At 69.8% G+C, this 12,967-nt stretch carries 14 protein-coding genes, 1 tRNA gene and 1 pseudogene; 6 read left to right on the top strand and 10 right to left on the bottom strand.

From position 1 onward, the window contains the following. Positions 1-92: 92 nt before the first annotated feature. The 3 genes from CLT71_RS19045 to CLT71_RS38110 all read left to right on the top strand — a co-directional run bounded on the left by CLT71_RS19045 (position 93) and on the right by CLT71_RS38110 (position 3,285). Positions 93-1,523: an AI-2E family transporter gene (locus tag CLT71_RS19045; RefSeq protein WP_101368298.1), complete on the top strand. Its 1,431-nt coding sequence runs from the start codon at positions 93-95 to the stop codon at positions 1,521-1,523. Beyond that, the gene (locus CLT71_RS19040) at positions 1,520-2,332 is read left to right on the top strand and encodes a SigB/SigF/SigG family RNA polymerase sigma factor (protein ID WP_101368297.1); all 813 of its coding nucleotides are present in this window, start codon (positions 1,520-1,522) and stop codon (positions 2,330-2,332) included. The genes CLT71_RS19045 and CLT71_RS19040 overlap by 4 nt, the downstream gene beginning before the upstream one ends. Positions 2,333-2,418: 86 nt before the next feature. Continuing rightward, positions 2,419-3,285, top strand: coding sequence for an alpha/beta fold hydrolase (locus CLT71_RS38110; RefSeq protein WP_486483341.1), 867 nt, complete (start codon positions 2,419-2,421; stop codon positions 3,283-3,285). 309 nt (positions 3,286-3,594) lie between these two features. Here CLT71_RS38110 and CLT71_RS38105 read toward each other — a convergent pair. The 3 genes and pseudogenes from CLT71_RS38105 to CLT71_RS38100 all read right to left on the bottom strand — a co-directional run. Then, a pseudogene (locus CLT71_RS38105) lies at positions 3,595-3,899 on the bottom strand (sigma factor-like helix-turn-helix DNA-binding protein); the annotation flags it as partial. A 94-nt stretch (positions 3,900-3,993) separates the two neighbouring features. Beyond that, a complete protein-coding gene (locus CLT71_RS19030) occupies positions 3,994-4,293 on the bottom strand; it encodes a hypothetical protein (protein WP_101368296.1) in 300 nt (99 codons plus the stop codon). A 488-nt stretch (positions 4,294-4,781) separates the two neighbouring features. Continuing rightward, complete coding sequence (locus CLT71_RS38100; protein WP_486483760.1) at positions 4,782-5,006, bottom strand: hypothetical protein; 225 nt, start codon at positions 5,004-5,006, stop codon at positions 4,782-4,784. Here CLT71_RS38100 and CLT71_RS19025 point away from each other — a divergent pair. From CLT71_RS19025 to CLT71_RS19015, 3 genes are all read left to right on the top strand, one after another. After that, complete coding sequence (locus CLT71_RS19025) at positions 4,911-5,330, top strand: fatty acid desaturase (protein WP_486483696.1); 420 nt, start codon at positions 4,911-4,913, stop codon at positions 5,328-5,330. The two genes, CLT71_RS38100 and CLT71_RS19025, sit on opposite strands and share 96 nt — an antisense overlap. A gap of 188 nt (positions 5,331-5,518) precedes the next feature. Beyond that, positions 5,519-5,591: transfer RNA gene (locus CLT71_RS19020), tRNA-Arg, on the top strand. Positions 5,592-6,033: 442 nt separating this feature from the next. Then, positions 6,034-6,786 (top strand): DUF6928 family protein, encoded by a 753-nt coding sequence (locus CLT71_RS19015; RefSeq protein ID WP_101368294.1) that lies wholly within the window; start codon positions 6,034-6,036, stop codon positions 6,784-6,786. Between the two features lie 111 nt (positions 6,787-6,897). Here CLT71_RS19015 and CLT71_RS19010 read toward each other — a convergent pair whose 3' ends face one another. From CLT71_RS19010 to CLT71_RS18980, 7 genes are all read right to left on the bottom strand, one after another. After that, complete coding sequence (locus CLT71_RS19010) at positions 6,898-7,398, bottom strand: hypothetical protein (RefSeq protein ID WP_101368293.1); 501 nt, start codon at positions 7,396-7,398, stop codon at positions 6,898-6,900. Between the two features lie 203 nt (positions 7,399-7,601). Next, positions 7,602-8,930 carry an RAD23 family protein gene (locus CLT71_RS19005; RefSeq protein WP_101368292.1) on the bottom strand — a complete coding sequence of 443 codons (1,329 nt, stop codon included), beginning with the start codon at positions 8,928-8,930 and terminating at the stop codon, positions 7,602-7,604. A gap of 9 nt (positions 8,931-8,939) precedes the next feature. Further along, the gene (locus CLT71_RS19000; RefSeq protein ID WP_101368291.1) at positions 8,940-9,452 is read right to left on the bottom strand and encodes a SigE family RNA polymerase sigma factor; all 513 of its coding nucleotides are present in this window, start codon (positions 9,450-9,452) and stop codon (positions 8,940-8,942) included. Between the two features lie 176 nt (positions 9,453-9,628). Continuing rightward, positions 9,629-10,456 (bottom strand): ABC transporter permease, encoded by an 828-nt coding sequence (locus CLT71_RS18995; protein WP_101368290.1) that lies wholly within the window; start codon positions 10,454-10,456, stop codon positions 9,629-9,631. Beyond that, a complete protein-coding gene (locus CLT71_RS18990; protein WP_101368289.1) occupies positions 10,453-11,412 on the bottom strand; it encodes an ATP-binding cassette domain-containing protein in 960 nt (319 codons plus the stop codon). The genes CLT71_RS18995 and CLT71_RS18990 overlap by 4 nt, the downstream gene beginning before the upstream one ends. A 28-nt stretch (positions 11,413-11,440) precedes the next feature. Beyond that, positions 11,441-12,286 carry a DUF4097 family beta strand repeat-containing protein gene (locus CLT71_RS18985; protein ID WP_101368288.1) on the bottom strand — a complete coding sequence of 282 codons (846 nt, stop codon included), beginning with the start codon at positions 12,284-12,286 and terminating at the stop codon, positions 11,441-11,443. Between the two features lie 75 nt (positions 12,287-12,361). Next, positions 12,362-12,895 (bottom strand): YlcI/YnfO family protein, encoded by a 534-nt coding sequence (locus CLT71_RS18980; RefSeq protein WP_101368287.1) that lies wholly within the window; start codon positions 12,893-12,895, stop codon positions 12,362-12,364. Positions 12,896-12,967 lie beyond the last annotated feature (72 nt).

Raw genomic sequence — 12,967 nt, 5'->3', positions numbered from 1 at the left:
CACCTTCGGCGACACCCGACTCCGGCAGCGTTCCCGACCGGCCCCACCGCGCAAACGCGCTGAGTCGATGCGCTTAACATCGAGGAGCCCCGATGAAAAGAACATCTTCCCCCGTCCCGGAACCTGGTGCCACCTGGGTCGACACCGCCCGGCGGCGGGTACGAAGTCGTCTCGCCCCGGTGCGGCGGGGATGGCAACCGCCGGCATTCACCGGCGGTCCGCCGATCGGCGGCACGACCGCGCCGGTCCCGGCCGAGCAGCGGACACCCGCCGTTGACGACGGGCTCCCCCCAGGGGTACGCACGGCGGGTGCGTGGGCGTGGCGGATCATCCTGTTCGTCGCGGCGGCGTACCTGCTCGTGCGGGTCGTCGAACTGCTGCGGGTGGTGGTGATCCCGGTCGCGGTCGCCCTGCTCCTGGCGGCCCTCTTCGAGCCGCTGGCCGCGGCCCTGCGCCGACGGGGCATGAACCGTTCCCTGGCCGCCGTCCTGGTCCTCGTCACCGGGCTGACGGTCGTCTTCGGTGGCCTGACGCTGATCGTCCGGACCTTCATCTCCCAACTGGACGATCTCAGCACCCAGGTCGGGGAAGGGCTCGACCAGGTCCAGGGATGGTTGGCGCAGGGGCCCCTGCACCTGTCCCAGACGCAACTCGACGGTGCCGTCGACCGCCTCCAGACGTCGATCACCGACAATCAGGCGGCCCTCACCTCCGGCGCACTGAGCACCGCGGCCACCCTCGGCGAACTCGCCGCCGGGTTCTTCCTCGTCCTGTTCACCCTGTTCTTCTACCTCCGCGACGGCGGCCAGATCTGGGCCTTCATCTGCCGCCTGCTTCCCCGCCCGGCGCGGGTCCCGGCCGCTCGGGCCGGGCACTACTCCTGGCACACCCTGGTGTCCTACGTGCGCGCCACCGTCCTGGTGGCCCTCGTCGACGCCGTCGGCATCGGCATCGGCCTGGCGGTGCTGCGCGTACCCCTCGCACTTCCGCTGGCCGCGCTGGTCTTCCTCGGCGCCTTCATTCCGGTCGTCGGCGCCACCGTCACCGGCGTGGTCGCCGTCCTCGTCGCGCTGGTCACCCAGGGACCGCTCAGCGCGCTGATCATCCTCGGCGTCGTCATCGCCGTCCAACAGGTCGAGGGACACCTCCTCCAGCCGCTGATCATGGGCCGTGCGGTGGCCCTGCACCCGCTCGCCGTGATCCTCGCGATCGCCACCGGCGTCGTCGTCGCGGGCATCGTCGGCGGCCTGGTCGCCGTTCCGCTGCTCGCCGTACTCAACACCGCCGTTCGCTACCTGGTCCACCACCCCGGCGGCGAACCCACCCCCGATCGAACGCCTCCCGGTACCACCTCCACCGACGACGAGCGGGCCCAGGACGAGCGGGCGGCCGATCAGGCCGGGCGGCACGCCGACCCGGCCGCGCCGCCGCCGGCCGCCTCCTCGGTCGAACCGACCGACGAGGCGCCGGCCCGGAGTGCGGACCAGCAACTGCTCACCTTAGTGAGAGGCACCCCGTCATGACGCGTGTCGTGACACCCGTGACGGTCGGCGATCGGCCGGCGAAGCGGAGCCGCCATGGTGCGGCCGACGGCGACGACCTGCTGCGGCAGCTGGCCGCGACGCCGATCGGTGACCCCGGCCGGGCGGCGCTGCGGGAACGTGCGGTCGAGGCATGGCTGTCGTTGGCCAACCACCTGGCCAAGCGCTACGCCGGCCGCGGCGAGGACGCCGACGACCTGACCCAGACCGCCATGGTCGGCCTGGTCAAGGCGGTCGACCACTTCGACCCCACCCGGGGCGTCCCCTTCACGGCGTACGCCATTCCGACCATCATCGGGGAGCTCAAGCGTCACTTCCGGGACCGCACCTGGGCGGTCCGGGTGCCGCGTCGTCTCCAGGAACTCCGGCTGGCGATCAGCGCGGCGAACAGCACCCTGACCCACACCCTGGGACGTTCCCCCAGGGTCGCCGACGTGGCCGCGTATCTGGGTGTCACCGAGGAGGACGTCCTGGAGGGTTTGGAGGGTGCCCGCGCGTACCGGAGCACCTCGTTGTTTACCCCGCTCGGCCCCGACTCCACCAGCGAACTCGGTGACACCCTCGGGGTCGACGAGGACGACTACGAACTGGTCGACCTGCGTGTCTCCCTCACCCCCGCGATGGCCGCCCTTCCCGACCGTGAACGCAAGATCCTGATAATGCGCTTCTACGGCAGCCTGACCCAGGCCCAGATCGCCGAACAGGTCGGCCTCTCCCAGATGCACGTCTCCCGGCTGATCGCCAAGTCCCTGGCCAGCCTGCACCGTCGCCTCGCCGACGAGGTTCGCTGAGCCGGGTGTCCCGCCGGCGGTTCGGCGATCCCCGGTCATGAGGTTTCGACAAAGGGAAGACGATGGCCTTCTTGCGAAGAGCGCTGATGAGCCCGGCAGAGCGGCGGTTGGTGCACGCCGCTCCGGAGCCGGCACGGGGATTCGTCAGCCACCGGGCCCGGGCCGGTCGGTCGTGGCTGCACGTCCGGGTCCGGGCAGGTGCGGACGAGGGTGGTCCGCCGTGGGTGCTGGTGCACGGCTTGGCGGTGTCGCACCGCTACCTGATGCCCACCGCTGTCGCGTTGACCGGCGGCCCGGTCCACGTACCGGACCTGACCGGCTTCGGGCTGTCACCGAAGCCTCCGCAGGTCCTGGACGCGACAGAGCACGCGACGGTGCTCGCCACCTGGATGGATGCCGAAGGTCTCGCCGGCGCCCGTCTGCTCGCGAACTCGTTCGGCTGCCAGGTCGCGGTCGAGCTGGCCATTCGGCGACCGGATCTGACCGCGACCCTCGTCCTGGTCGGCCCCACCGCGGACCCCGCGGCGGCGACCGCCGGCGGGCAGGTCCGACGCCTGCTGCGCGACCTGACCGCCGAGGATCCACGCCAGCTCTCCACCCTCGTCGCCGACATCCGGGATGCCGGACCCCGACGGGTGCTGGGCACACTGCGGCACTGCGTACGCCACCGGATGGAGCAGCGGTTGCCGCTGGTGGGGGCACCCGCCCTGTTCCTCCGCGGAGAGTACGACTCGATCGTGCCGCGGACCTGGCTGCGTCAAGCCGCGGCGCTGGTGCCCGACGGCTCCTACGGCGAGGTCCCCCGCGCGGCACACAACGCCGTCACGACAGCCGGCGGCGACGTCGCCGCCTGCGCCTCCGCCTTCTGCCGGCCGCACGGTACGAGCACCGGACCGGACGCGGTCCGACGCCGACGCCGACGCGAAACGCCACCCGGGCCGCTTGCAGGGTGACCGGGTGGCGGCGTGGTGCGAGGGATCAGCCGCGGCGCGCGGCGCGACTTCCGGCGCTTGCGCCCTCGTCGTGCCCTCAACATGCCGCACCTCAAGAAGAAACGCGCCGAAGTCAGGAACCGTCGGTAGGCGATGCTCGCCCTCGCTCGACGACGCGAGACTCCTAACCCGACGCTCCGCGCGTGTCCGCAGGCTGATGAACTGCGGCTTTCCGTTCTCTGCCTGTGTGTGCAGGTCGCTGCGGGGTGTTGCTGTGATCGCATGCTGGCGCTGCTGAGGTGGCTGACGGCGGGCAGGTCGACACGTGCATCGGGACACGTCGACCTGCTCGGCGATCTCGCTCTGGGTGAGGTTTTCGTAGAAGCGCAGGGTCAGGCTGGTGGGTTCGCGCTGGTCGAGGGTCGCTGGCGCGGGCCCGCGGGCGATGCGTAGCTCAGCAAGGACGAGTTCGTTGTCCTCGCCGCCGAGGGGTGTCGCTCAATTCGGTGCTGCCGGTGTCGTCGCCGATGGGGGTGGACAGCGACACCGCGTTGTAGGCACGGGCGCTTCCGGCCCTTCCCGGGCCTCTTCCTCGGTGACCTGAGGCGGGCGGCGATGTCCGCGCTCTCCGGGGCGAGGCATCGGCAGCGGCGAGGTCTGCCCTGCAGCCACGCACGCACGTCACCGCCCGGTCACCGTGGTGACCGGGCGGCGGGGTCGTGCGGAGGGTCAGGCGTTGTGGGAGGAGCGGCTGCCGGCCTTGGCCAGGCCGCGGCTGATCATGTATCCGATGGTCAGCATGGTGATGTAGAGCCAGGCGCGGTCGGCGCGGAAGAAGTCGCCGCCGGCGCCGTTATCGCCGTTGCCGTTGCCGTCGACCACGATGGAGGCGATCAGTACGCCGAGGACCATCGCCACGTAGGCGATGAACTCGGTGGTCTTGAAGGCCGGCTTCGTCTCATCGTGGCCGCGACGCAGCTCGGCGGCGTTGGTGTCGCGTCGGGTGGTGCCGGTGGGGGACGTGGTCATGTACAGCTCCTGGTTATCGGGGTGCGCGCAGGGTGGGGGACCCTCAGGTCTGCTTCTGCTGGCGCTGATGCCTCGGGCATCGAGGAAGTCGGGTCACGGAGTTCCGGGTGACCACCGGAGTGCGCGATCGTTGCGGTGCGCGCGGCGTTGTCGGTCAAGTACCCCACCGCAGTCGTCGCAAACACGCGGTGCTGCAAGCTGCTTGTTCCGCGTGGGCGGTGCTTGCGCGTAATCCGCGTGATCGGCCCTGGCCGGCTGGGCGATCGGGCGAGACTGAAGGTCAAGGGGCCCGGGAATCGGCCGGGTCGGCCGGACAGGAGGGAGTGCATCGTGACGTCAGGTTCGGTCAGTGAACGGATCAAGGGTCTGCTCACCAGCCCACGGGGCCGTGACCTGGTGCGGCGTGCCCGTGGTCGAGCGGCCACACCGGGTACGCAGCACAAACTTCAGCAGCTGGCGGCCCGTCTGACCGGTAGGTCTGGCCGACGTCACTGAGACAGCCTGCGGACTATGCAGTGCGGATCGGCCTCATCGCCGGTTCCTTCGGCGGACTGTGGATCCTGTTCGCCCGATTGGGCGAGTCGTGGTGGCAGCTCGGCGTCGTGGCCGCCCTCGCGTTGGTCTTCGCGCAGGCCGGATTCATCGGCCACGACGCCGGCCACCGGCAGATCGCCCGTTGGCGCTGCGCGAACGACCTGATCGGCATCATCCACGGCAACCTCGTGACCGGGCTCAGCTACGGCTGGTGGGTGAACAAGCACAACCGGCACCACGCCCACCCGAACACCGAGGGCAGGGACTCCGACATCCCGTGGCGCCCCTGTCCTTCACCACCGGCCAGGCGCGCAGCCGGCGTGGCGTCGGCGCGCTCGTGGCGCGCCACCAGGCGTACCTGTTCTTCCCGCTGCTCCTGCTGGAGGCCCTGCACCTGTACGCCAACAGCGTGCGGGCTGTCCTCGGCCCGCGCCCGATGGTGCGTCGGCCCGCCGAGGCCGTACTGCTGGCCCTGCACATCGGCGGCTACCTCACCGCCGTGATCCTGGTCCTCACCCCCGCGCAGGCGGTCGCCTTCATCCTCGTCAATCAGGGCGTGCTCGGCCTGTACCTCGGCTTTTCCTTCGGGCGTGCTCCTGGGCTGGGGAAACGGGGTGTGGAGAACGTGGGTGAACGTGGGCCACTCCCTGCCACCCCAGGTGAACCCCCAGGTCGCTAGACTGGCCCTCGCGCCCTCGTAGCTCAGGGGATAGAGCATCGGTTTCCTAAACCGTGTGTCGCAGGTTCGAATCCTGCCGGGGGCACCTCGAAGATCAGCAATGCCCGTTGCCTGCCCGATCGAGTCCGGTTCACCTCGTCCAGGTGCCGGGCCACCTCGTCATCCCGCTGGTCTATGGCACGGGCGTAGTGCCGGGTTGTGACGCTGGCGTTGGCGTGCCCGAGCCGACGCGCGGCGACCAGGACGGCGAGTCGTCGGCCCAACTCGCGTCGGCCCGCAGATCATGTGGTGTCACGTCCTTCAGCCCGGCGGCGGCGATAGGCGACAGCACGGAGCAACCGGCGGCGGAAGCCCTGGCAACCCTGCTGCCGACCCCTACTTCACGCCGACCTACGAGTCCTGGGCCAACCCGATCGAAGCGCTGCGACCGGCATCGCGCCGGATGTCGGCCCGTACGGCACCCCCTTACTGAGGCGAGAGCGAGCCGCCGTAGTCTGCGTCGATCAGCGACGCTGGAGGCAAGATCGATGGGCGCGAAGACTGCACTCCTGGCTTTCTCCGAGGGCGATCTGCGCCCTGCTCTGTTGGGAGCGGTTCGGCATGACCCCGCAGAGGTCATCGACCTCGTACGCGACCTGCATCCTGGCTACGAGGTGACACCGATCGACGATGGCTCGCTCGGCGACGACTGCTATCCGCCGGACGACACCAGCTACGCAACCGTCCTGGCCGGCGCCGAACTGTTCTGCGACCAGCGGCTCGTCTGCCATCTCCCATCACAGCTACCGGCCCAACTGCTTCACTTCGGAGCGGGCCGGCGGATCATCATGCACCGGATGCATTCGGTCGTTGACGCGTTGTGCTTCGCGGTGTGGGAGAACGGCGAACTCGTCCGCTCGCTGAGCCTCTCTCCGGATGACGGCATCGAGGAGAACATCGGCGAGCCGTACGAATTCGAACTACCGTACTGGGCGGGCGAGCATCCCGTCGAGCCAATGTTCTCCGAGGACCCGTATCCTTTTCCCTTCCACCCGTTGGACCTGGGTGAGCAGGCTCTGCGCGCACTTTTCGGGTTCGTCATCGAGGGCCGTCCCGACCCGGACGACATCGATCCGTTCGACGTTGACTTGTGCGGCTTCCGAGTCGTCGACCCGACCGGCCGGGAACAAGCGGAACGCGCAGCCAGGATGGAACAGATTCTGCGGAGGATGCAACCGCCACGCTACTACGGCATGATGCCAGACGGCACGCTGCGCGAACTCGGCGACGACGAGATCTGACGCCGTCACCGCCTGACGGACGCTGTCCGATGCGAACGGCCCCACCGATTGCTGACGCCCATCCGGGGAGGCCGCAGCGTCAGCCACAGTCCCTCCCACCTCACCGGTTGATCACGCTCGGTCCGCCAGAACTCGGACCCGGGGGACTTCCCGGCTCTCGCACAGCAACACCGAGCAGTGTTGGCAGGAGAGGGGAACTGGGCGAACGCGGTTTGTCTGAACGTAGAAGTCGCCCGACTTCTCCTGATGTGGACAACGATATCCAAGATAGTGCCGGACCCATGACGGCCGAGCGAGGATCCCGGCAGCCTCGTCGCGCTCGGCGTCGTGGAAAGGTGCCCACCAGTAGTCGACCACCAAGCGCAAGGTGGTGTGCTCGGGTTCGTCCGTGTGGTCGAACGCCGCGATACGGGCCGGGGCGTAGTGTTTGCCGACCCCACCGCCCCCGGAACAGACGGCCCGCGCCGCTCCGACCGTCAGCAGCGTCGTCCGGCCTGTCCGCTCACAGATGAAGCAGTCAAGGCTCATCTCAAGCTTGTGTTGCCAGTGAAGGTTGTGGAAAGGCGAGGCGGCCAGCGCAAGGACAGTCTTGATCTCAACGGACTGGAGCATTCGAGAATCCTGGCACGGCCGATCGCAACGGTCGCCTGCACACGAAGCAGAGGAGCGCCTGCACACGAAGCGCAGGAGCGCCTGTACACGAAGCAGAGGAGCGGGTCGGGGCCGTCGCCCTTGTCGACACGCCCCACCCGCTCCTCGAAGCCCGATCCACCGCACCTACGCCGACGTTTCCCCCGACCCCGACCCCGGCCCCGTCACCTGCAACGCCACACCACGGCCTGGATCTGGCCCTTCGCGTCGTCCGACTGCCCGGCGATGACCCGTCCGTCATCGCTCAACGTGCTCGCGATGGTGGCCAGCCCGCCCTGCGGTTGGCCGGCGAGATCCGGCAGGACGACCGTGGCGGAGTCGGTGCGGAGTACGGCGCGGCTCTGCCGATTGGTGCCGACCAGCCAGCCGTGCGCGTTCGTCATCTCGGCGCCGAAGCCCGGCTCGGCGAAGACGCGTACCTCGCCGGTACGGACGTTCCACCGAACCGTCCGAGTCACGCTTGCGGTGTGGGTGTCGCCGCTGTCCCGCGCCCCGATCGCCGCTGTCTCGACGCTCGCCACACCGATCGCCCAGCCGTTACGGATACCGAAAACGCTCGCGCTCACCGCCTGCTTACCGTCGAGCTCAGGCATCACAAGCGCGCGGTGGGTGCCGTCCGGGAGCCAGACGTACGGCATGGTTGGCGCGATCCCCGCCGCCGATGCCGTGCCCTGCCCGCCCACGGACACGGTGCCCACCACTGTCCCGTCCTCGTCGATGTCCCTGGCCGTCGCCTTCGACGCGCCACCCGGCACCGGCAGCCGGATCGGCGCTGCGGTCGCCGACGGCCAGACCAGCGCGGCATCGCCGGAGTCGTCGCCCGCGATGGCTCCGGCGTTGTTTATCGCGTACGCCGATCCGTGCCGTACGCCGGGCAGCTTGGTGACCTTGCCGTCGTGGTAGGCGTACGGGACCGGACCGGTGTCCGCCTCGCCGGCACCGACGAAGCTCCAGCCGACCGCCGTACCCGTCGAGTTGACGTCCTGCAACAACTCTTCCAGGTCACCGGGGAGCATCACCTTCTCGGCCTTCCCGTCGCGCCAGATGACCGCCTGGTAGCCGCCGCTCTTCGGGTACGAGCGTCCGACGAGGTACCGGCCGGTGGGGTCGGCGCCGGAGACAAGCGCCGCCGGGGCGTTGTCCGGTGCGGGCAACCGGTCGATGGTGCAACCGGTCGGCGGGGTAGCCGTCGGCGCGCTCCAGCCGGCGGTGCCGGGGATCGCGTACGCCGCCTTCGGCGGGGTGGCAGCGGCGCTGCTGCCCGGGGTACCGGTCGCCGCGGTGGGCGCTGCCGGGGGGTGCCGAAGCGCTCCTCCGGCGACCGACGCGCCAGCGAGGGCGAGCGCGGTCACCGCGGCGGCACAGGTGTACCCGACGCTGCGGCGGAACCGGCGGCGTCGTCGCCCGTCGGCGATCGCCCGTTGCACGTCCACACCGGAGGGCCTTTTCGGCTCGGCGTCCAGTGACTTCAGCAGGTCAACTTCGTTCGGCATGTCGACTCCTCAGTTCAGAGCGGGATGACGTGCGAACCCCCGCTCGTCGAGCAGGCGCCGCAGCGTCGCCAACCCTCGGGAGGTCTGGCTCTTGACCGTGCCGGACGAGCAGCCGAGCATCCTGGCCACCTCGTCGACCGGCAGGTCGTAGAAGAAGCGGAGCACCAGTACGGCCCGCTGCCGGCGGGGCACCCGGGCCAGCTCCGCCCGGATGACCTGACGGTCCTCGATGCCGTGCTCCTCGGCCGGCTCCGGCTCCGGCACCTTCTGGAAGAGCCGGACCCGTGCCCAGGCCAGCCGCCGTTCGTCCAGGTACGTCCGCACCAGCATGGTCCGGACGTACGCGTCGAGATGGTCGGCCGCCTGCGCGCGCTTCCACTTCACGTACAGGGTGGTGATGGTCTGCTGGACCAGGTCGTCAGCGCGGTGCTCGTCTCCGGTCAGGAGGTACGCCAGCCGTCGCAGCGCGGGAATCCGCCCCGTGACGTACTCGACGTACTCCCGCTCCGAGGCATCCCGCATCGTCCGTTCCCCTCCGTTGGGTCGTCCCCCCTCAGACGGGTGCGGGCGGCTACCGGGTTGTCCGGGTCCACGAATCTGCCCGGCTGATTTCCCCATCCACTCGGCCAGGCAACCGCCGGGGCCCCCGAACGGCAGTCGTCCGGGGGCCCTGGGTCATCCGTGGTGATGGTGCCTGGTCAGGACTCGCGGTTGAAGAGCCGCTTCGACCAGAGGTACCCGGTCAGCGCGATCGCGGCGCACCACGCCAGGGCGATCCAGGCGTTGTTTCCGATCGGCCCTCCCAGCAGCAGGCCGCGCAGGGTTTCGATGATCGGGGTGAACGGCTGGTACTCGGCGAACCAGCGCAGGCCGGCCGGCATGGAGTCGGTGGGGACGAAGCCGCTGCCGAGGAAGGGCAGCAGCACGAGCGGCATGGGCAGGTTGCTGGCGGTCTCGACGGACTTGCTCACCTGGCCGAGCGCGACGGACAACCACACCAGGGCGAAGCTCACCGCCAGCAGGAAACCGGCTGCGGCAAGCCATTCGCCCAGCCCGGCGGTGGGCCGGAAGCCGACCAGCACCGCCACGCCGATCACGATCGTCAGGCTGAACACCGTCTGGATCACGCTGCCCAGGACGTGTCCGGTCAGTACCGAGACCCGGGCGATGTGCATGGTGCGGAACCGGGTGATGATGCCTTCGGTCATGTCCATGGCGATCGAGATCGCGGTCCCCTGGACCGTGGCCGCCACGGTCATCAGGATGATCGCCGGGGCCACGTAGTTGGCGTACGCGGCCCGCCCGCCGGCCGAGCCGCTCACCGCCCCGCCGAGTCCGGCGCCCAGCGTGCCGCCGAGCACGTAGACGAAGAGCAGCAGGAAGACGACGGGCATCCCGACGAGCATCAGGGTCATCGACGGGTACCGGATCATGCGCCTGAGGTTGCGGCGCAGCATCGTCGCCGAGTCACGCAGCGGATGGAGCCGGAGGCCCGCCGGGGCGGCGCCGGCAAGGGTGGTACTCATCGGGTGGTCACCTTCTCGTTCGTGGGGTTGCCGGTGAGGGCGAGGAAGACGTCGTCGAGGTCGGGGGTGTGCACGGAAAGCTCCTCGACCTCGACATCCCGGTCGTCGAGCCGGCCGATCAGGGTCTTCAGCGAGCGCAGGCTGCCGTCGCTGGGTACCCGCAGAGCGAGCGCGTCGGCCTCGCGCGTGGCCTGACCCAGTACGCCGAGGGCGGCGTCCAGGCTCTGCGGCTGGGTGAAGCGCAGCCGAACGTGTCCACCGGGGATGCGCCGCTTCAGTTCCTCCGCGGTTCCCTCGGCGACCACCCGGCCGTGGTCGAGGACGGCGATCCGGTCGGCCAGTTCGTCGGCCTCCTCCAGGTACTGCGTGGTCAGGAAGATGGTGACGCCGCTGGCGACCAGGTCCCGGACGATCTGCCACATGTTCCGGCGGCTGCGCGGGTCGAGCCCGGTGGTCGGCTCGTCGAGGAAGATCACTTGCGGGCTGCCGACCAGGGTCATCGCCAGGTCGAGCCGCCGCCGCATCCCTCCGGAGTAGGTCGCCGCCGGTTTCCGGCCCGCATCGGTCAGGTCGAACTGTTCGAGGAGCGCGGCGGTGCGCCGCCGTCCTGCGCCCCGGCCGAGATGGTGCAGGTCCGCCATCAGCAGCAGGTTCTCCTCGCCGGTCAGCAGGTTGTCCACCGCCGAGAACTGACCGGTGACGCCGATCGCCGCGCGTACCGCGTCCGGCTCGCGGGCGAGGTCGTGCCCGGCGACCGACGCGTCACCGGCGTCCGGGTGCAGCAGGGTGGACAGGATCTTGACCGTGGTGGTCTTCCCGGCACCGTTCGCGCCGAGCAGCGAGAAGACCGTCCCCCGGCGTACCTCCAGGTCGAGACCGTCGAGTACGACGTGGTCGCCGAACGACTTGCGTAGTCCGGTCGCGAGGATCGCCGGCCGGGATTGGCTGCTGGTCATGGCTCCCCCTTCCGGGGACAGTGGTGGATCAGGGGCGGTGGATGGTGACGTCGCCGTAGGAGGTGCGCCCGCGTACCTGCACGGTCTCGTCGGACTCGCCGGGATCGGTGGTGCTCTCCAACAGGTTGCGTACCTGGCCGAACGCGGTCTTTACCTCAAGCCAGGCGGCGGTGCCCTCGGCGATGCCGATCTCCAGGTCGCCCATCGCGGTTTCGAGTACGACCGAACCGCGGACCACCTCGCCGAGCCGGATGCTGCCGTTGGCGGTCTTCGCGTCGACGCCGGCGCCGGCCCGCTCGATCCGGATGTCACCGTTGGCCGTGCGCACCCGTACGTCGCCGGTCACCGAGTCGACGGTGGTCTCGCCGTTGGAGTTCTTGATCACGGCGGTGCCGTCGATCTCACCGATCCGGACCTTGCCGGAGCCGGTGGAGATCTCGGCGTTGCCGCTGACGCTGTCGGCGGTGACGTGACCGGCCGCCGTCTCCAGCCGGAGCGGGCCGGTGCGTTCGAGCCAGACGTTTCCGGCGGAGGTCTTGACCCGGCACTCGCCCAGTCGACCGGCACAGTGCACGTCGCCCACCTGCAACCCGGCACTGACCTGCGAACCGCTGGGCAGGTCGATCGACACGTCGACCGATCTGGTCTTGCGGGAGAAGTCGAAGGCCCTCGCCTTCGGGCCGGTAACCCGGAGTGTCCCGTTGGAGTAGTCGACGCGTACCTGGGCGGCGGCCTTCACGTCGGACTCGTCGGCCTCGTCGCTCGGCCGGACCTCGACGACGGTGTCGGTGCGGTCGCTCGCGGTGATCCGTACGGCGCTGACGCCGAGTTCCAGCGTGACGGAGATCGATTCGGGCGTCTCGAATTTTGGCATGGTTGTCCCCACATCATCGGTGGTTGAGTCGTCCCCGCAGCTCGGGGACGTGCTGGATGGAAGGTGCGGGTGTGGCTAGCGCACCCAGCCGCTGAAGCGCTGCTGGCTCCGCTTACCGCTGCTGCGCGGTTCGGGTCGGGCAGCGCTGCCGGAGCGTTGCAGGCCGGCGGCGGCCGCCCGGACCAGCCAGGCGTTGACCGAGCGGCCCTCCCTGGCCGCCGCTTCCTCGATCGCGGCCTTGAGTTGCTCCGGCAACCGCACGTTGATCCGCGCGGCGGGACCCTCCTCGGTGAGCGGCAGCTCGGTCTCCGACCCGCCGTCGACCGGTGCCGTGACGTCCTGGGCGGCGGGCTCGACCGGCTCGGCGGGCGGCGGGGTCACGACGAAGTTCGGATCGCGTCCGCGCAGCCGCAGTTCCACCGAACCGGGAGCCAGGTCCCGGGTGATCTCGTCGGCGGCGGCCGAGAGCGCGTCCAGCAGCGTCATCCGGATCGCCGATTCGAGCGACCCGGTCAGGCGCTCGACCAGCACCCGCGACTCCTCGCCGCCGGCTTCGGCGAGCGTGGCGAACTCACGTCCGAGGTTGCTCACGTACGAGGTCAAATCCATGGTGCCATCATGGCACACTCATGGCACCACTTACAAGCCACCTTGGCTCAGAGTGGTGCCAGACGTGATGCC

The organism is Plantactinospora sp. CNZ320 (genome assembly GCF_002846275.1).
This window is presented reverse-complemented; position numbering and strand designations above follow the sequence as displayed.